The organism is Mesobacillus foraminis (assembly GCF_004340465.1).
In the GTDB taxonomy this organism is placed as follows: Bacteria; Bacillota; Bacilli; order Bacillales; family Cytobacillaceae; genus Mesobacillus_B; species Mesobacillus_B foraminis.
The window spans coordinates 416414-435543 of record NZ_SLVV01000005.1 but is presented as its reverse complement, the minus strand read 5'-3'; the positions used below and the strand labels follow the sequence as shown (position 1 = coordinate 435543).

General features: G+C 41.7%; 22 protein-coding genes. 17 read left to right on the top strand and 5 right to left on the bottom strand.

The features are described 5' to 3' along the window. The first annotated feature begins 373 nt into the window (after positions 1 to 373). The 8 genes from cyoE to EV146_RS10960 all read left to right on the top strand — a co-directional run bounded on the left by cyoE (position 374) and on the right by EV146_RS10960 (position 8218). Entirely contained in the window at positions 374 to 1312 is a 939-nt protein-coding gene (gene cyoE, locus EV146_RS10995) for a heme o synthase (RefSeq protein ID WP_121609385.1), read from the top strand. A gap of 105 nt (positions 1313 to 1417) precedes the next feature. Further along, positions 1418 to 2482 carry a cytochrome c oxidase subunit II gene (coxB, locus tag EV146_RS10990; protein ID WP_132005801.1) on the top strand — a complete coding sequence of 355 codons (1065 nt, stop codon included), beginning with the start codon at positions 1418 to 1420 and terminating at the stop codon, positions 2480 to 2482. A gap of 27 nt (positions 2483 to 2509) precedes the next feature. Next, on the top strand, positions 2510 to 4378 hold the full coding sequence (gene ctaD, locus EV146_RS10985; RefSeq protein ID WP_121609383.1) for a cytochrome c oxidase subunit I: 1869 nt from the start codon (positions 2510 to 2512) through the stop codon (positions 4376 to 4378). Next, on the top strand, positions 4378 to 5007 hold the full coding sequence (locus EV146_RS10980; RefSeq protein ID WP_132005798.1) for a cytochrome (ubi)quinol oxidase subunit III: 630 nt from the start codon (positions 4378 to 4380) through the stop codon (positions 5005 to 5007). The genes ctaD and EV146_RS10980 overlap by 1 nt, the downstream gene beginning before the upstream one ends. Before the next feature lie 4 nt (positions 5008 to 5011). Further along, entirely contained in the window at positions 5012 to 5347 is a 336-nt protein-coding gene (ctaF, locus tag EV146_RS10975; RefSeq protein ID WP_132005795.1) for a cytochrome c oxidase subunit IVB, read from the top strand. 152 nt (positions 5348 to 5499) lie between these two features. Next, on the top strand, positions 5500 to 6405 hold the full coding sequence (ctaG, locus tag EV146_RS10970) for a cytochrome c oxidase assembly factor CtaG (RefSeq protein WP_132005792.1): 906 nt from the start codon (positions 5500 to 5502) through the stop codon (positions 6403 to 6405). A 57-nt stretch (positions 6406 to 6462) separates the two neighbouring features. Continuing rightward, positions 6463 to 6927: a DUF420 domain-containing protein gene (locus EV146_RS10965; RefSeq protein WP_121609379.1), complete on the top strand. Its 465-nt coding sequence runs from the start codon at positions 6463 to 6465 to the stop codon at positions 6925 to 6927. A gap of 115 nt (positions 6928 to 7042) precedes the next feature. Then, on the top strand, positions 7043 to 8218 hold the full coding sequence (locus EV146_RS10960) for a GNAT family N-acetyltransferase (protein ID WP_132005789.1): 1176 nt from the start codon (positions 7043 to 7045) through the stop codon (positions 8216 to 8218). 273 nt (positions 8219 to 8491) lie between these two features. On the opposite strand, the gene ytvI is transcribed toward EV146_RS10960, so the two are convergent. Further along, positions 8492 to 9550: a sporulation integral membrane protein YtvI gene (gene ytvI / locus EV146_RS10955; protein WP_132005786.1), complete on the bottom strand. Its 1059-nt coding sequence runs from the start codon at positions 9548 to 9550 to the stop codon at positions 8492 to 8494. A 147-nt stretch (positions 9551 to 9697) separates the two neighbouring features. Here ytvI and EV146_RS10950 point away from each other — a divergent pair, with 147 nt between their 5' ends. After that, entirely contained in the window at positions 9698 to 10045 is a 348-nt protein-coding gene (locus tag EV146_RS10950; protein ID WP_132005783.1) for a hypothetical protein, read from the top strand. A gap of 46 nt (positions 10046 to 10091) precedes the next feature. Here EV146_RS10950 and EV146_RS10945 read toward each other — a convergent pair whose 3' ends face one another. Next, the gene (locus tag EV146_RS10945; protein ID WP_132005780.1) at positions 10092 to 10451 is read right to left on the bottom strand and encodes a YugN family protein; all 360 of its coding nucleotides are present in this window, start codon (positions 10449 to 10451) and stop codon (positions 10092 to 10094) included. A gap of 621 nt (positions 10452 to 11072) precedes the next feature. Here EV146_RS10945 and EV146_RS10940 point away from each other — a divergent pair. Further along, a complete protein-coding gene (locus EV146_RS10940) occupies positions 11073 to 12119 on the top strand; it encodes a CAP domain-containing protein (protein WP_241993887.1) in 1047 nt (348 codons plus the stop codon). Positions 12120 to 12170: 51 nt separating this feature from the next. On the opposite strand, the gene EV146_RS10935 is transcribed toward EV146_RS10940, so the two are convergent. Next, on the bottom strand, positions 12171 to 12653 hold the full coding sequence (locus EV146_RS10935; RefSeq protein ID WP_132005774.1) for a PaaI family thioesterase: 483 nt from the start codon (positions 12651 to 12653) through the stop codon (positions 12171 to 12173). A 147-nt stretch (positions 12654 to 12800) separates the two neighbouring features. Between EV146_RS10935 and ylbD the strand changes: the two genes are divergently transcribed. From ylbD to EV146_RS10915, 4 genes are all read left to right on the top strand, one after another. Then, complete coding sequence (gene ylbD / locus EV146_RS10930; RefSeq protein ID WP_132005771.1) at positions 12801 to 13205, top strand: YlbD family protein; 405 nt, start codon at positions 12801 to 12803, stop codon at positions 13203 to 13205. 12 nt (positions 13206 to 13217) lie between these two features. Then, a complete protein-coding gene (locus EV146_RS10925) occupies positions 13218 to 13463 on the top strand; it encodes a YlbE-like family protein (protein WP_121609371.1) in 246 nt (81 codons plus the stop codon). Between the two features lie 84 nt (positions 13464 to 13547). After that, complete coding sequence (locus tag EV146_RS10920) at positions 13548 to 13991, top strand: YlbF/YmcA family competence regulator (protein ID WP_121609370.1); 444 nt, start codon at positions 13548 to 13550, stop codon at positions 13989 to 13991. A gap of 124 nt (positions 13992 to 14115) precedes the next feature. Next, positions 14116 to 14391, top strand: coding sequence for a YlbG family protein (locus tag EV146_RS10915; RefSeq protein ID WP_121609369.1), 276 nt, complete (start codon positions 14116 to 14118; stop codon positions 14389 to 14391). A 47-nt stretch (positions 14392 to 14438) separates the two neighbouring features. On the opposite strand, the gene EV146_RS10910 is transcribed toward EV146_RS10915, so the two are convergent. Further along, entirely contained in the window at positions 14439 to 14828 is a 390-nt protein-coding gene (locus EV146_RS10910) for a DUF7147 family protein (protein WP_132005768.1), read from the bottom strand. A 163-nt stretch (positions 14829 to 14991) separates the two neighbouring features. Between EV146_RS10910 and EV146_RS10905 the strand changes: the two genes are divergently transcribed. The 3 genes from EV146_RS10905 (at position 14992) to coaD (ending at position 17735) form a co-directional block, all read left to right on the top strand. Next, positions 14992 to 16404 (top strand): hypothetical protein, encoded by a 1413-nt coding sequence (locus EV146_RS10905; protein WP_132005765.1) that lies wholly within the window; start codon positions 14992 to 14994, stop codon positions 16402 to 16404. Positions 16405 to 16675: 271 nt separating this feature from the next. Next, the gene (gene rsmD, locus EV146_RS10900; protein WP_121609366.1) at positions 16676 to 17248 is read left to right on the top strand and encodes a 16S rRNA (guanine(966)-N(2))-methyltransferase RsmD; all 573 of its coding nucleotides are present in this window, start codon (positions 16676 to 16678) and stop codon (positions 17246 to 17248) included. A 1-nt stretch (position 17249) separates the two neighbouring features. Next, positions 17250 to 17735, top strand: a complete 486-nt coding sequence (gene coaD / locus EV146_RS10895) for a pantetheine-phosphate adenylyltransferase (RefSeq protein WP_121609365.1) — start codon at positions 17250 to 17252, stop codon at positions 17733 to 17735. Positions 17736 to 17762: 27 nt separating this feature from the next. On the opposite strand, the gene ylbJ is transcribed toward coaD, so the two are convergent. Next, positions 17763 to 18986, bottom strand: a complete 1224-nt coding sequence (ylbJ, locus tag EV146_RS10890; protein WP_132005762.1) for a sporulation integral membrane protein YlbJ — start codon at positions 18984 to 18986, stop codon at positions 17763 to 17765. Between the last annotated feature and the right edge of the window lie 144 nt (positions 18987 to 19130).

The following is a 19130-nucleotide window of genomic DNA, read 5'->3' as shown; positions in this document are numbered from 1 at the left end:
TTTGCTAGTAATATAGATAGTGTTTTGTGAAAATACCCACAGAATGCAATCCCTTTTAATATTATCCGGAAATACATATTTTCCTTATGAATCTGCAGGAGCCGGCCAGCATGGCAGAAAAAGCAGCGTTTTATTTATTGAGGAAGATAAGGGATAAGGTCTAAACACTTTTTGTCACAAAACAGTTACAATTTGTTCAAAAAAAGTTCACAAAAATTATTCAAAGTGTGATTTAATATACTTTGGAACCTTTATTTTTCTACACAAATATTTTTTATCTTTTTCACAATGATTATTGTAGAAAAGACGAATGATAAACATACATTCACTAGAACGTTTGGTGTAGCAGTATAGAAGAGAAGGAGGAAGTGAAATGTCTAATCCAAAAGCTTACAGTCAAGCTGTTCTGGATGGCAGCCAACAGGCCCTCGATTCGGGAATGGGAGAAAATTCGACATTGAAGGATTTTCTAGCACTCATTAAAATTGGGATCGTCAACTCGAACGCAATTACCACTTTCACAGGATTATGGCTTGCACTGCACTTTAGCGGCAGCCGCTTCTTGGATAACCTTGATATCGTTTTTTTAACATTGATTGGATCATCTCTCATTATTGCTGGTTCGTGTACTTTGAATAACTATATAGACCGGGATATCGACCATTTGATGGAAAGAACGAAAGGACGACCTACTGTAACAGGAAAAATGCAGGCTTCGAGAGTGGCGCTGCTTGGTTTCTTGTTAATAGGCCTTGGATCGGTCCTTTTATTTATGACAACCATAACGGCTGGAATTATCGGCTTGATTGGAGTTTTCAGCTACGTTGTTCTTTATTCCATGTGGTCCAAACGCCTGCATGTATCGAATACCATTGTTGGAAGCATTTCCGGTGCTGCCCCGCCATTAATCGGCTGGGCTGCTGTGGATGGCAATCTTGATATCATGGCATGGACATTGTTTTTGATCATGTTTGTCTGGCAGCCTCCCCATTTTTATGCTTTAGCCATGAGAAGGGCCGAAGAATACCGGGCCGCAGGCATCCCTATGCTGCCTGTTGTTAAGGGATTCAAGCGAACAAAATTATCCATTTTTCTTTGGGTGACCGCACTGCTGCCGCTCCCTTTTCTGCTACTTGACCTGGGGACGACATTCTTAATCCTTGCGACAGCATTAAATATTGGCTGGCTGGCACTGGGAGTATACGGCAGGAAGTTTAAAGATGATATTAAATGGGCTACAAAGATGTTTATCTATTCGATTCAATATCTGACAGTTTTGTTTGTAGCCATGGTAATTGTTACACTTATTTAATTGGTAGGACTTTTACTCCAGAAATTCTTCTGGAGTGAATTTATCCATATTTTATTTTCAGAATCATTTAATGAATTTTTTACGAAAGAGGGGTTTTATTAAGCTATGAAAAGGCTTGCGAAATGGCGTCTGCTACCATTATTTGCTGTCATGGCACTCTTGGCCGGCTGCGGCGAACCGTTTCTGTCAGCATTGAAGCCGGCAGGAGAGGTTGCACAAATGCAGTATGACCTGATGCTGCTCAGTACTGCAATTATGGTGGGGGTAATTGTAGTTGTAACAATAATCTTTATTATTGTAGTAACTCGTTTTCGTCGTAAGAACGACAACGAAATACCAAAACAGGTTGAGGGCAGCCACAAACTGGAGATGATTTGGACCATCATCCCAATTCTTCTGCTTTTGATACTGGCTGTACCGACAGTAGCTGCAACTTTCAAACTTGCTGATGTATCTCCAATGGAGAAAAAGGGTGAGGATGGAAAAACGGAGGCAGTAGTTGTCAAAGTACGTGCGAATCTTTACTGGTGGGAATTTGAATATCCGAACGAGGAAATCCTTACGAGCCAGGACTTGGTTGTCCCAACGGATGAAAAGGTTTACTTTGAGCTGAAGGCGTCGGATGTCAAGCACTCCTTCTGGATTCCTGCGGTTGGCGGTAAAATGGATACCAATACAGAAAACGTCAATAAGTTCTGGCTAGAATTCGATGGGAAGGCTTCAGATGAAGCTGGCAGTCTGTTCTATGGAAAATGCGCCGAGCTGTGCGGTCCATCCCATGCTCTGATGGATTTTAAAGTAAAAGCACTTCCACGTGATGAATTTGATCAGTGGGTTGCGGCTGCGAAGGCTGTTAAAGAGCCTAAGCAGGCTGAAACTGCCCAAGCACAGGCAGGCCAAGAAGTATTTAACAACAGCTGTATTGGCTGTCATGCTGTAACTCCAGCAAATTCAACCCCTGAGCAAGCTCGGATGGGCCCGAATTTGACCGACTTTGGAAACCGTTCTCGTGTGGCCGGTGTTCTTGAACATAACGAAGAAAACATAAAGAAATGGCTGAAAGATCCTGAGGCTATCAAGCCAGGGAACAAGATGACAGGGAAATACAATCTGTCAGACGAAGAAATTGACGCCGTTACTGAATACTTAATGGGCTTGAAAGTCCAGTAATTACAGGGGACGAATGGAGGTAAAACTGTGAGTACCTATGCTCAGAAAAAAGGGGCAGGCGCTGTGATTTGGGACTTCCTTACAACGGTTGACCATAAAAAAATCGCTATCCTATACTTGATAGCGGGTGGGTTTTTCTTTATCGTTGGTGGACTGGAAGCCATGTTCATCCGAATCCAGCTTGCTATCCCGGATAATAATTTTGTCAGTGCCGGAGTTTACAATGAAATTTTAACCATGCATGGAACAACAATGATCTTCCTTGCTGCCATGCCGCTAGTTTTTGCATTTATGAATGCCGTTATGCCGCTACAGATCGGAGCCCGTGATGTAGCATTCCCGTTTCTAAATTCTTTAGGTTTTTGGCTGTTTTTCTTTGGAGGAGTGTTCTTAAACCTTTCATGGTTTTTAGGCGGTGCGCCTGATGCCGGGTGGACATCTTATGCATCTTTGTCACTGGCTTCCGAAGGGCACGGCATTGACTTCTATGTTCTCGGATTGCAGATTTCCGGAGCAGGGACCTTAATAGGGGGCATTAACTTCCTGGTAACAATCATTAATATGCGTGCGCCAGGTATGACATATATGCGGATGCCGCTGTTTACATGGTCTACATTTGTCGTTTCTGCACTAATTCTATTTGCATTTCCTCCGCTTACAATCGGTTTATTCTTAATGATGTTTGACCGTATGTTTGGAGCGAACTTCTTTGACCATACAATGGGTGGAAATACAGTTATCTGGGAGCACTTCTTCTGGATCTTCGGACACCCGGAAGTATATATTTTGATTTTGCCGGCTTTCGGTATTTTCTCGGAAATATTTGCTACATTCTCAAGGAAACGTCTGTTCGGATACTCATCAATGGTTTTCGCAACCGTACTTATCGGGTTCCTGGGCTTCATGGTTTGGGCCCACCATATGTTTACGACTGGTTTAGGTCCAATTGCAAATGCGATCTTTGCGGTTGCCACAATGGCCATTGCCGTACCGACTGGTATCAAGATTTTCAACTGGCTGTTCACAATGTGGGGAGGATCTATTAAGTTCACAACCCCAATGCTATATGCCATTGCGTTCATTCCATCCTTCGTTGCCGGTGGAGTAACTGGCGTCATGCTTGCATCAGCTGCTGCTGACTATCAGTATCATGATACTTACTTTGTAGTTGCCCACTTCCACTATGTTATCGTGGGGGGAGTTGTGTTTGGTCTTCTAGCAGGAACACATTTCTACTGGCCAAAAATGTTTGGAACCATGCTGAACGAGTTTTTAGGAAAGATTTCCTTCTGGCTTTTCCTGATTGGCTTCCATTTAACATTCTTTATCCAGCATTTCCTTGGCTTAATGGGAATGCCGCGCCGTATCTTTACATTCCTTCCAGATCAGGGGTTTGAGACTGGAAACTTGATTTCTACAATCGGCGCATTCTTTATGGCGATTTCAGTCATTGTTTTACTAATTAACATCATCATGACCTCCGTGAAAAATGAGAAGGTTGGAAACGATCCATGGGGTGACGGACGTACTCTTGAATGGGCACTTCCATCTCCGCCGCCGTTTTATAACTTTAAACAGCTTCCGTTAGTTCGCGGACTTGATGCTTACTGGCTTGAGAAAATGGAAGGCAAGAAAGGGATGACACCAGCTGAACCGCTCGGTGATATCCATATGCCGAATAACTCGTTCATTCCGTTCGTCATATCCCTTGGCCTGTTCATAGCTGCTTTCGGTGCTATGTACCGTGCAGAACATTCTTGGGGTCTTCCTGTACTGATTGCCGGAATGCTGGTTACTCTTCTTTCCATGCTTGTTCGCTCTGTCAAGGATGATCATGGCTATCATATCCATAAGGAAGATCTGATTGATGATAATGATAAGGGGGTAAAGGCATAATGCACGCTGATGAAAAATTTACGTATGAAACATGGCCTGCGGCGCCTGAAAGAGCTACCCTTGAAGCAAAGAATAAATTTTTAGGCTTCTGGTTCTTCCTGGGCGGAGAGACTGTATTGTTTGCGTCTCTCTTTGCCACCTATCTTGCCTTAAAGGATAAAGTTCCTACTGCTGAACATCACCTTGCCAAGGACTTGTTTGAAATGCCGCTTGTATTCTTAATGACCATGCTGCTTTTAACAAGCTCATTGACAAGCGTATATGCAATGTACCACATGAAAAATTTTGACTTTAAGAAAATGCAGCTATGGCTCGGTATAACTGTGCTGCTTGGCCTGGCCTTCCTTTGCCTGGAAGTATATGAATTCAATCATTATGTTCATGAATTCCATCATACATTTACGAGCAGTGCCTTTGGTTCAGCCTTCTATGCATTGGTAGGTTTCCATGGAGGACACGTGGCATTTGGACTTTTATGGATTGTGGCTTTAATGGTCCGCAATTCCAAGCGTGGGCTCAGCTTGTATAATGCACCCAAATTCTATGTGGCAAGCCTTTACTGGCACTTCATTGACGTAGTATGGGTATTTATCTTTACAGTTGTATACTTAATGGGAATGGTGGGATAAACTGATGGCAAATCAACAACCAACTTCAGGTAACCCAAAAGTCGACCTGGAATACAGACGGAGAAAAAATTCAGAGGAAATGAGATACCAGGTCATCACTTTCTCGCTGATGATTTTCCTGACCCTAATTGCTTTTGCGGCAGTTGGATTCTCTGACTTTTCCGGCTGGTTCATTGTACCGTTTATCATTCTTTTAGCAGTCATTCAGGTAATTTTCCAGCTTTACTATTTCATGCATATGAGCCATAAAGGCCATGAAGCGCCTCAGCTGTTCCTGTACTCGGGAGTTCTGGTCGGAGCATTGACACTTCTCGCTTTTATGACAATCGTTTGGTGGTAAAGATACTAAAAATCGGCGTCTAGCACGCCGATTTTTTTGTCTTTGGAAGTATTTCCTAATACATAAAAGGTACCTTGTTTCGTTGCAGTAGGCTCCATCCAAAAGGTATAATAGACTTAAAGCTTCCTTAAAAAATTTGGGGTGATATAGTAGTGTTATCTTTAGATTTATTCGGATTCAGGGCGAACTGGAGTCCTTATTATTTGGTAAGCCTGGTGCTGGCGCTGGGTGCTTATTTATTGCTTGTATATAAATATTATCCGCGTTTTAAAGAAGGGGAAAAAGGGAAAGCCGGCCAGACTGTTTATTTTACAATTGGTATCGTACTTCTCTATGCTGTTAAGGGGTCTCCACTTGATTTGATGGGACACATTACGTTTTATGCTCATATGATTCAAATGGCGGTCCTCTATCTGGTCATCCCGCCTATCCTTATTCTGGGAATACCAGAGTGGTGCTGGAGAAGTTTGCTAAGGAACAAGTTCATCAAGCCCGGGTTTTTGTTTATCTCAAAGCCGCTGATTGCATTGATTCTGTTTAATGGGTTCTTTTCTTTTTATCATATCCCTTTGATTTTCGACGTTGTTAAAACAGATATGTGGCTTCATGCCGTTTATACATCCGTGCTGTTTGTCTTTGCACTTGGAATGTGGTGGCCGCTGATTAACACTCTTCCTGAATATCAAACCTTGTCAGGACTAAAAAAAGTAGGGTATATATTTGCGGATGGGGTTCTTTTAACTCCGGCATGCGCCCTGATTATTTTTGCCGATTCAACCATGTATGCCTCATTTTCAGACCCTAACGCATGGGCTCAGGCCCTAATGCTTTGTGTACCGGCATCAACACTTTCCGGCTTGGATTTAAGCGGTCCTGAAATGTTCAGTTCCCTCTCCCTGCTCGAAGACCAGCAGTTAGGCGGAGTGCTGATGAAAATCATCCAGGAAATCGTATATGGAGTTGTGCTTGCACATATATTCTTCAATTGGTACAGAAGCGAGCAGAAGGTGGACAGTGATGAAACACCAGTATACACTCAGCCAAGGCCCGCTGAATAACATAAGTGCTGGCTGTATTAATAAAATGAGAGAACGATTAGAGAGAGGATAATAAAAATGCAAAACCTTCCCGTCCTGCCTACGATCAGTACGACGTTCATAGTCCTGAGCGCCATATTTGTCGCTATTGGTTGGTGGCAAATTAAACAGAAAAAAATTGAGGCGCACCAGAAGACCATGCTTTTAGCTGGTGTCTTTGCCCTTATTTTTTTCATTATCTATGCATCAAGGACCATTTTTATTGGGAATACCTCATTTGGCGGACCAGACAACATCAAAATTTATTACACGGTGTTTTTGATCTTCCATATTACCCTTGCTACAACCGGTGCTGTATTGGGCATCATATCGCTTTGGTCAGGCTATAAGAACAATCTTTCATTACATCGACGGCTGGGACCGGTCACAAGCATAGTCTGGTTTTTTACCGCGATTACCGGTGTTGCAGTTTATTTGCTGCTTTATGTATTTTACAAAGGTGGGGACACTACTTCCGTCATTAAAGCGATTCTGGGAAGCTAGTACTCAATGTGTTATTTTAAATGCTGCCATTTGGCGGCATTTTTTATATTGGCAAAGGAATTGTGCCTCGGGAGGAGAAATTTAATAGTAGAAGTTTTTGAGGGGGAATCTGAAGATGATGATCAGAAAGTTGGAGGAAAGAGACTTCTTAGAATCCATAAAACTATCCATGTATGCCTTTCAATATACAGTACCTGATGCTGAGATACCGAAACGAAAGGAAATGTTAAAGGAGCATCAGATCTTGGGAATTTGGGAAAAGGAGAAGCTTTCAGCAAAGCTCCATATTTTGAATCTTAAAATTTGGCTGGGAGACACTCAATGGGACATGGGAGGTATAGCTGGAGTGGCTACCTACCCGGAGTACCGGAGGAAGGGATATGTAAAAATATTAATTCAAGAGGCATTAAAGGAAATGAAAAGGTCTGGCCAGCACTTTTCCTTTCTGCATCCTTTTGATATTTCCTTTTATCGGCATTTTGGGTGGGAAATCATATCGGAATATAAAAAAGTCACGATTCCTAAAAACGATCTACAATTCATGGAGGCTTCTTCTGCAGGAAGGGTTGAGAGATTCAGTAAAGCAACGCACACAGAAGATTTGGAAGCCGTGTATAACCGTTTTGCCGCAGGGTTCTCATGCATGCTCGTCCGGGATGCTCAATGGTGGGTGGACCATGTCTATGGTGATTTAACAGCAGCGGTTTTATATAATGGTTCAGGCAAGCCTCAAGGCTATCTTTTATACAAAATAAAAGACAGAGTAATGGATGTTAAGGAATTTGTATCGTTAGATAGAGAAACCAGGATACAGCTTTGGAACTTTATTTGCCAGCATGATTCCATGATCGATCAGGCAAATTTTACATTATCGGTTCATGATTCTTTTCCCTATTACCTTAAACAGCCCAAACAACGAATTGAACATACACCTTATTTCATGGGAAGGATTGTTGACGCCAGGGCCGTATTGAAAAAATATCCGTTTCGGGAAACAGGAAAGCAGGTATTCCTTCATGTTTCCGACGAATATGCGGGATGGAATGCAGGTACATATTTGCTAAAAGATGGTGAGATTACTTATTTTGAAGCAAGAGAGGGAAGCCACTGCACTCATCCACCCAAAAAAGGCCTTCATTTAAACATTAATACCCTTAGCTCCATTTTGTTGGGGAATAAAAGGCCGATGGAAGTTTATGAAATGGGGTATATTGCTGGTTCGAAAGCAGAAGTTTTAGCCTTGGAAGAGAAAATCCCTCAGGCTAAATCATTTTTCTATGACTTTTTCTAGATAAATAGAGTGTGTCCCAAAAGCCCAGCTTTTGGGCATTGTTTTCCCATAAAAAAAGAAAATCGTTCTTGGGTAAAGATTTGTCCCCATAAACGATTTTCTGTGCACATAAATGAAGGGTAGTTCTGGACAATTTTTTCTGCTACTGGATATAGAGGCTCTGAACGGCAGATTCAGCCGCTGAGAACTCAAAGCGATTCCTGGCTATAACTATTCTGTCATGGCGGATAGCCGTCCTACTTCTCCTTCAAAAGTGTTTGAAGGAGAATCCTCTTAAATTTTAAAGTTTGCTTTGATAATTCCTGCTTCCTTTGCTGTGTTGTATCCAATCAATAATAACGGCCCGATGATAAAACCAGCAAGTCCCAGCAGTTTTAAACCCAGATACATGGCAATGAGGGTAGAGAGTGGTGACAGTCCAATATGGGTACCCATCATTTTAGGCTCCACTGTTCGCCGGATAATCAGCAGTACGGCAGCAAGAATAGCCAGTTTGGATCCCAATGCAAGATTGCCGGCAAGCAAATGGAACAAAGCCCAAGGGCCAAGAACCGCTATGGAACCGATGATCGGAATAAAATCAATGATCCAAAGGACAACAGCCATCACTAAAGCCACTTTTGGGGAAATCAGCAGCAGCCCAATCAGAGAGACAGCAAAAATAATCACACTTACGAGAAATTGGGCCTTAATAAAACCCAATAGAACGAATGAAAGCCGGGTAGTCATAAAATGCACCTTCTCAGCCGTTTTCTCTGTAAGTCTGTTATAAAATCCTTTGCGAAGCTGTGGCAAGTCCAAAAGGAACAGAAACAGCGCAATTAAATAAACAAGAAAACTGACAAGAAAGTTTGGTATGTTCGTAAGCAATGCCTTAACATTATTAATATTAATAAATGCTAGCAAATCGTTTTTGACATTAATGAGGAAGTCCTCGCCACGATTGTTTATTTCTTCTACCAACTCTTCAGGAAGTTCCTTAGCAGCTTCAATAAAACGATCCTGTGCATCAAACCAATCCTTCGAAATCTCATTAATATATTTTGGTGCATCCTCGACAAAGCTGATTGCCTCAGTAATCACTTTAGTTGTAATGAAGTATCCTGCTAAACCAATTAAAATTACGAATGTCAAGAATACAATCAGGACGGCAAATTTCCGGCCAAGCCCTGAATGCTTTTGTAAAAAGCGGACAGAGGGCTCAAGAACCATTGCGGTCAGCAAAGCTGCGATCAACGGAATGGAGACGGGAAGGATTATGTAAAGAATAAGTATCGCGATTAATATTCCTATACTAATAAGAATATTTCGCTTTGAAATAAATTTAAGCAATTTAAACTCCTTTCCGCACCTAGATTAGAAAATGGTGAACGAGCTTTTCTTGTTACTAGGTAACCATTTCATTATAGTATGCATTTAATATGGTAAACAACCAAAACAGTCCCGGCTAATACTTTCAAACCATAAGGTGGTTTTGTCATGAAAGAACAGGGGATACAATTTGGGGAAAAAGAATTATTTACAGCCATAAGAGCGATTGTCATCGCCAACAGTAAGGACTCAGAGTGGTTTATCCTATCCGAGGGACATGCTGGAGAAAAGATTGCCTCCATTGCGAGAAGCAGTTTTAAGGGCGACGGAATCACTGTTACATTTTGTAGCCATGAGATATGTATAAAATTGAGGATAAAGGCAAGACCTGGTTTAACAGATCTCATCTCGAAGGCAAAAATTTTTCAGGAAATAATTTATCAGGATATCTATCACTTAACAGGAGTTAAAACGGGGAGAATTGATGTAACGATAACGGGGGTAGACTTCAGATAGAAAAGGCATGTAAAACATATGCCTTTTCTATGGAAGTCAAGATGCACTATAAAGCAATGCTTTCAATTTCAGACTTGAGATTGCTCAAAATCTTTTCGCATTGGCTGATAAGTGACTTTGGAAAATACTCACCGTCACCGTATTCTACACCGTGAGGATAATAATGTTTGCCAAGAAGCGGATCCATTAGTTGAATCACTGCCCGGTGTGCACCAACATCGCCTTCTACGGCATGCCCCATGACTCTTAGGTAGTATCTGCCTTCTTTTAAATCAAAAAGGCGGTCATATGTAACGCGACCGTAGTCCCATTGATCTCCACGGAACAAACCGTAGTCATTCATCAGCTCGTCTAACCGGGTCAAATCAGTTTTTAAATTTTCTAATCCAGTATTTTCAAATTTCATCCTAATCCCTCCTAAAACACATACCTGCAATACAAATAATCCAAGATATCTCAGTTCAATAATAGTAAAAATACCGAAAAGTTGCAATGTATAATGTAAGCATTATTTACACTTTGATGGGCGAGTCCCAACATACAGCCGAAAATGCCGTATGATGGGAAGTTGAATAAAAGGCATAAACAGTATCCAGTGACCTCTAAAGTGAAGCCCATTGCCTTTTCATTATCTTGCCGATTTGTCTATATAGGTATCCGGATAAATCGTAATGAAAATAATTGCTCATAATGTACCCAGCTTTTGAGAAAGGCCGTTTTTCCGAGGCAATAAACGGCGTAAACGCTCTCCCGTCCGTAATCATGCTCGAGTCAATGTTGGGTATAGGTATCGCTCCACAACATGATGACTTCAATTAAACAGCTGCTAAAGTTTAACTGGAATTTCCAGGTGAACAACTACTGCTTCAATAGAATCATTATACATAAACAGGAAATTAAAATTTACGTTAAATGTCTTTAGTGGCCTGTTCCATTCATAAGCCTGATTTAAATGATATAATATTGTAAGATCCACAGATATAATGATAGAAAAGGAGGGAGCCCTCTGCGAACTGTCATTCGAATCTTGCTTTTTGCTTCAATTTTTTTACTGGCAGGTTTTTATGTAAGCTTGAAGCAAGGAGAAGACCAGCATCTTGTTGGTCAGGAACAAAGCAGCCCGAAAATCGATCAGTCACTCGAATTGGAAAACGAGACGGAATCTGAAATAGAAGCTGAAGTTCCAGGGGACAGCCTGGGTGCCTTGATTGGCAAGGATACTAAGGTACTGGTATCAACGCTTGGAGAGCCCGACCGTAAAGACCCTTCGGCTTATGGCTATACATGGCTGATTTATAGTACAGATCAGCAGCAATACATACAAGCAGGTGTCCTTGATGGAAAAGTAGTCACTTTGTATGCAGCAGGAACGGATAGCAATATAGCTCCTTTCAAGATCGACCAGCATGTGGAAAAGATCTTTATTCATTATCCAATTCAGCCGGAAGTTACGTTAAAGCTTGGCAGCAATTCCTACAAATTTGAGTTGTCAGAGAATGATATGAATACCAGGCCGTTGATTAAGGTTGGCGAAAACTATGCCCAGCTTTACATTGACAGGTACACTGGAAGATTGTCGAGTGTACGGTTTTTGGATAAGAAAACTCTTCTTAAGCATCAGCCATATGAAATGGTCTATAACGGAAATTTAATTCAGTCTGAACCCCCGACTGATGAAGAGTCACTCCAAATTGAGGCTGGCATTGAGAAACAAATTCTGGATATTACCAATGCGATCAGGCAAAGACATGGTGTTAATGGTTTGAACTGGCATCAGAAGGCGGCAAGGGCAGCATACAATCACAGTAAGGACATGCAAGAGAATGAGTATTTTTCCCATGAATCCGACAGGCACGGGAGTCTGGAGGACCGTTTGGAAAAAGCGGAAGTCGATTATTCACTGGCCGGGGAAAATATTGCTTTTAATTATATCGACGGTCCTGATGTAGTCGAGGGCTGGCTTAATAGTAAAAATCACCGGGAGGCACTCCTGAATGTGGAATTCACCCATCTTGGTGTGGGGGTTTATCAAAAATATTATACTCAAAACTTTGTAAAGCTCAACAAGGAATAAACGAAAAGGGAAAACCCTTTTCGTCCTTTTTTTATGGCCTGGTATAGAAGTTTATTTTTTTACAATGAAAAAGCTTCCGGTCGCATGAGCAATTTTGGTTCCGTCATCGCGGCGGATGTCAGCTTCCATTACCATTGTCTTTGTTCCCCGATGGACTACACGGGCCGAGCAGTTTAAACACCTTCCGGTTCCGGGTGCTATATAGTGTATATTTAGCTGAGTGGTCACAGCAGCAGTACCTTTAGGCAGCATCTTATTAGCCAGGATCCCCATGGCCGAATCAATGACGGTCGCCGTAATCCCCCCATGCAGGATACCAAGATGATTGTTCACCAGGGAGGTAAGAGGGAGAGTCAGCTCAAAGGTATCCCCTTCCAGATTCCCTTCCATCCCCAGGATATGGCCAAGGTAATTTCCATCATCCCTAAGTTTATTCCTCACTCCGGTCAGCAGATCTTTCAGTATTTCAAGATCCTCCTCCCCGGCAAGTGTCTGGCACTCTTCCAGCAGCTGCTGCAATTCTGTTTCTTTCAATTTAGCTCCCTCTTTTCATAAATATGTCCTGAGTCCATTTTAACGCAGTTCCCAAATGAGTTATATCTAACATTCTCCAGGAATCACCTTTTTTAGAGGAAAACATAAGGTATTAATAGGCAATTGTATTAGTGCGAGGTGAAAATTATGGCAGCCAAAGAACTGCACCCATCCATTACTCAATTTAAAGAATTTGTTAAGCAAAACCCAAAGCTAATACAGGAAGTGAGAGCGGGGAAAGCGACTTGGCAGGAGCTTTATGAGGATTGGTATTTATTGGGCGAAGAAGACTCCAGATGGAATGAGTACAGTGAAGGCGTAACTCCGGGAAAAAAAGAAACGCAACAGGAAAAAACAGGAGACTGGATCTCTAAAATTGTGAATGCTGTTAAACATATGGATGCGGATCAAGTACAGGGACAAATCCATAACATAAGCCAGGCGATTGGTGCCATCCAAGGGGTATTGTCACAATTTCAGGGAGGCCAGGGCTCAATTCAAAAGCCAAAAAGGGAAGCTCCCCATCATCCATTTATTTTTAGAAAAGATTAAAGGAGAACAGGGATGAGAAAAGATGTACTGGATCTTATTCAAAAACGAAAGGATTTACTTGAATTTATCAGGGTACAGCCTCACTGGTACCGGAAGTTGTCCAGAGATCCCGGTGAAATCAATAAATTAGAAATTGCGGCACTCCACTACTATGAAAAAACGATTCCACATCAGGTTCAAAAATTCTCAAACGGAATACAGATGGCCTCTATGATGCTTCACATGTTTTCGACCATGAACTCTTCATCTGATCAATAACTATAAAGGTAAGGATTATTTTGTTTCCAACTTTAGCAATTAGCTTCGTTTCATGTTAAAATATGAGACGGAGGTGGGCAAAGAGTGCTTGCTACAATTGAAAGGATAGAATTATTGGACCAGGCGGATGAACTTGTTCAAATGGTGATTCATTCAGATATCGCCGAATATTATCGGCATTGTTTAAATAGATTAAAGTCCAGCAAGGAAACACAGGCCAAAATCAGGGCTTTTGTTCAGATGAAGGATCGATATGAAGAGGTCCAGAGGTTTGGAAAATATCATCCTGATTATAAAGAAGTAATGGGCCAAATTCGAATTCTGAAACGGGAAGTAGACATCGATGACCATGTTGCAGAATTTAAGCGGGCAGAAAATGACCTGCAAGGACTTCTTGATGAAATCAGTGTCATCATCGGAAAATCTGTCTCTGATAGTGTGAAGGTTCCAACTGGCAATCCATTTTTTGATAGCGGCTCTGCATGCGGCGGAGGCTGCGGCAGCGGGGGCAGCTGCGGTTGTTCATAAAAAGCATGGAGAATCCTTCTCCATGCTTTTTTCTTAAAAAATGCTTTATCTCAAGTATATTGTAAAATGCTGCCTGGATATGCTAGACTGTTGAAAAGCGAACGTTTTCTGAAGGGGAAATAATATGATAGGTCAAAGACAGGGGATTATAATCTGGCTTTATTCATTAAAACAAGCCAAGATGCTTAGAAGATTTGGAAATGTTCATTATGTTTCCAGAAGGCTGAAATACGTGGTACTCTATTGTGACTTAGAGGATACTGATGCATTGATTCAAAAAATTTCCTCGTATTCATTTGTTAAAAAGGCAGAACCTTCCTATAAACCATACTTGAAGATGGAGTATGAAAATGCTGCCCCTGACAAAGCCAAGGAATACGATTATAAAATGGGTATCTAATAGAGGAAGCGCCTTGTCGAGTATCTGGACAAGGCGCTTCTGTTTGGTTATTGCAAGGGCGGGATATAGTGGTTTAGTCGGAGGATGCCAACCAGGTGCTGATAAAAAAGTTCTTTTTCAGGAAACATCGATGAGGGCTTAACATCAAGTTCAATGATGCTTTTTCCAAGCTCCTCCGCACAATCCTTAAAGAGGTCAAAGCGTTTGTTTTCTTTGTAGTGAGGATTAGGTATTCCTTCACGGCAAATATAAAGGGCCTGGAACTTTCCTGTATCCGTCGGTTTTAGAATGACAACAAGCGATGTTGCAGGCTTAACGTCAATGTTTGTATGTAAGGCCATCATATGGGCAAGCCTGTGTCGGTTAGCCCGGGCAAGCTCCAATAATTCATAAATATCTGCATAACCTTCACCAAGCTCTATAAATCGTTGAATCACCTTGGGTCCTCCTTTTTGTTTCCTACTTAATGTAGCATGGAAATAAAAAAAATTAAAGCAGCAACATCAGGGTGAATGGAGAGTTATTGGCTAAAAATTGTGGCTGACGCCTGGCAGCGATTCTGCTAAAGTTAGAGTAATAGTGCAAAAAAAGGAGTGGCAAATGAGCAGGTTTTTTAAGCTCTTTATGATATTACTGCTTGCTGTTTCGGGAGGGATTGCTTTTCGGCATTGGGAAGAGTTCTCCTCCGGAAAGCCAAAGATTGCCGAACCGCAAATGAACCGTCTTTCGGTGGAAGTGACTGTTGAACCAGACGGAAATAAACTTGACGTTATTCAAAAAATAACAGGGTTTGATCATGAAAAAACGTATGAGGCGGTGTACCCAAAGGGGATCAGTGATGTCTTTTGCGGAAGCCGGAATACATGCAGCGAGTATGCGGGCGGAACCATTACCCTTCCGGAAAATGGAGAGATTACATTTACTTATTCCATTAAAGCAGCCACGGAGAATGGCTTTCTCTTTTTGGATGATTGGCTTATTGGTATCCGGGGAGTGGATACTTGGAAAATGAAAATGATGATTACGGACGAAAAAAGAGAAGGGGGGACATGGGCTGCAGGACTCCCCTTAAAAGGTCATGAAAAGCTGGACTACGTTGATTATTATGTATTTGAAGGAGATGGCAGCAGGCCGGCTCTCTATTGGGAAAACAGCAAGCTAGAGGAATTTCACAGCGAAGGACTCTTATCTTTTTTTGCTGCCGGGGAGCTGTCACTTAAATCGGTGGACTTCAGCAGTCTGGTCAAATTGTCCCATACAATTCCTTTTTCTGTTGTGTGCACCTCTCGGGATCATGAACTGGCTGGAGAAGGGCTTTTGATTTCTAGTTGCACGAAATCAATCAGCAAAAATCTGGAAACTAAGATAGCCTGGGAGATGCTGTCACTTAAATACGGAACTTCGGCTGACAAACAGGTGATGCTGGAGGTGCTTGCTTCGCTTTTAACAGGGAAGCAGGCGAAATCGCAAAAGGCCCAATCAATGGTTAGGGAGTTAAAATCAGGACTTTCGAAAAACCAGATACAGGCATTTTTAACTGGTTTTCTTGACGATTCGTCCCGTATCTCTTATAAAAGCATGGACCATTTTCTTGGCGCAGCCGCTGGAATGGAGACTGACTTTTTCTCAGTGAACAATAAAAGACAGCGGGGTCTGGTGCCTCTATTGTTTTATAAGACAAAGTCTTTGTTATTAAATGACCGAAAAGTTGGGAAAGCCCGTGTGTATATCCATGAAGAGAAACGATTGTATCAGCTTCTTGACCTGCTGGGAGCCCTGGGTTATAAGGCAAAGACAAAAAAGCCTGATATTTTTCTATTTAACAAGCGAAATGAAAGCTATGAGTTTCAGGCAGAAAGTAAAATTTATCATTATAACAATGAAGAGTACGGGGTATTTAATTTTCCGATAGTTATCATAAATGGAGAGGCCTACATGAAAGAGAATATTTTTCAATCAATCTTTGGCTTCAGAATCAATGAAACTGAGTCGGAATTGTTTCTTCGGAGGTAAGCAGCCTCAATAAAAAGAAAAAACCCTGCAACATTTGCAGGGTCCTTCTATATCCCGCCATTGGGATAGAAGGCAAAGGGAGAGGAGAAACCGGAGGAAGAACTTATGGGGAAACGTAAGTCTTCTCCGCGGTTGGCAACAACATCCTCAAAATGATGTTGTTATTGTCATTATTTCCACAAACAGACAGCTTATACACATTTTTTGATAATCTTTTTTTAACTGTGGTAGGATAAATAAGATTGTAATGCTAGATGAAGGAGTTCGAAATATGAGGGTTGTATCAGGAGCCTTGAAAGGACGAGGCTTGAAAGCGGTGCCAGGAGTCAGCACAAGACCGACTACTGATAAAGTGAAGGAAGCAATCTTTAATATGATTGGTCCTTATTTTAAAGGAGGAACGGGCCTTGATTTGTTTGCAGGAAGCGGCGGCCTTGGAATTGAAGGCTTAAGCCGGGGATTGGAAAAAGTCATTTTTGTTGATATGGACCGCAAAGCTATACAAACGATTCAGGAGAATATAAAAGCATGCGGGCTGGATGAACAGTCAGAGGTTTATCGAAATGAGGCTTCACGCGCTCTTAAGGCTGTAAAAAAAAGAGATTTGAAGTTCGATTATATTTTCCTTGATCCGCCTTATAAAAAACAGCAGCTCATCAAGCTGATGGAATTTATTACTAAAGAGCACTTACTAAAAGATCAGGGCGTAATTGTGTGTGAGCACGGGTCAGAAATTCAGCTTCCAGAAAAAGTGGACAGGCTGGAGCAGACAAGACATGAGGAATACGGAATAATAGGGATCACCATTTTTACATATTCATCTGAAGAAGAAGGGGTTTTATAATATGACAAGCATTGCGGTTTGCCCGGGCAGTTTTGATCCGGTGACCTATGGACATCTAGATATAATCAGAAGAGGAGCAAAGGTGTTTGATGAAGTTTATGTTGCAGTGCTTAATAATTCATCAAAAAACCCCCTATTCTCTGTTGAAGAGAGGATGGAATTGATCAGGAAAGTGACAAAGGATCTTCCAAATGTAAAAGTTGATACCTTCCAGGGGCTTTTGGTAGAGTATGCTGCAAGCGTCAAGGCCAATGCGATAATCCGCGGCCTGAGGGCAGTTTCGGACTTTGAATATGAAATGCAGCTGACTTCCATGAACAGGGTGCTTAATGATAAAATTGAAACATTTTTCATCATGACGAACAATCAGTATTCATTCTTAAGCTCAAGCATCGTAAAAGAAGTCGCCCGGTATAACGGTAAAATTTCAGAGCTTGTTCCTCCCGAGGTGGAATCAGCATTAATGAAAAAGTTCAGCAACAAGTAAACGAGCCAGCCGGCTCGTTTTTTTATATTAATCTTTCTGCCCAATCCTGGCCATATAGATTGTAATATAGAGCATGAGGGAGACAAGGGTTATGACCGGGCCTGCTCCAGCGAGCATGAAATGATAATCAGCAAGCTTTGTCCCTTCTTCCGCCAGCCTGTTCATGGCTGGCAATGCATTCGATGGCTTTTCAGTATTAAAGAAACGCAAATAGATTGGTTTCCAGAGGAGCATAGCATAAATGCCGGCAGTAAGCCCATGTAAAAGACGGGCCAAAAAAAATGGCTTAAAACGAATATCCGTTGGGGCCAAGATGCTTGCAACCTGGGCCTGAACGCTGAAGCCGCTGAACCCAAGGATAAATGATACAATTACAATCTGGTGCAGAAGGGTAGAGTCCTTCACCTGGCTAGTAAGCTGGCTTCCCATTGTTATTTCAAAAAGACCTGATATGAAAGGCATGCTAAGCATTCCGTTTATTCCTGTCATTCCGAGGATAATTTCAACGAAACCTGCAAAAAAAGCAGTGACCCCCAAAAGGAACAATAGTTTATTGATGACTGAAAATAATATAATAAAACCGCCGATCATTAATAAGGTTTGTATAGAGGACATAACAGCGTCACCGAGCAATTTACCTAATGGGCGATTATCTTTTATCCTTGTTCTGTGCAAGGCGGAAAAGGCATCGCGTATGGAAACCCTCTTTTCCTTGATGTTGGATGTCCGTTCTTCACTCTTGCCGTAAAACCTCATCACCAGACCAACAGTTACATTGCCTAAATAATGGGCTAAAGCTAAAATGATGCCAAGGTGAGAGTTATAAAAGAAACCAACTGAGACTGCTCCAAAAATAAATAGCGGGTTGGATGAATTTGTAAATGAGACAAGTCTTTCTGCTTCTAATTTTGTAAGCTGATTTTCCTGTCTCAATCTCGCAGTCAGCTTGGCTCCGGAAGGGGAACCTGAAGCCATGCTCATTGCCCAGACAAACCCTCCGACACCGGGTACTTTAAACAGTGGCCTCATTAGGGGTTCTAATAGGACACCAATAAACTTTACGACCCCGAATCCAATCAGCATTTCTGATACAATAAAGAAGGGGAGCAGGGAAGGGAAGACGATTTTCCACCACATATTTAGCCCTCTGATTGAGGCGTCCAGTGATTGCTGAGGAAAGGCAATCATTGAGGCTGCAATGACCGAAATGGAAACTGCCAGGAATATGGTTTTTATTTTTGATTTAAGCAATGTATATCCTCCCCCCACAGGTTTACGGCTGTCAAACATGTCAAAACAATGCTAAAATGAAAAATATTATTTTCACCAAAAGTACTCTCAGCCGCCTGTGCTCGAATAAAACTTATATTAATGGAACCGTTATTGGAGATTTTA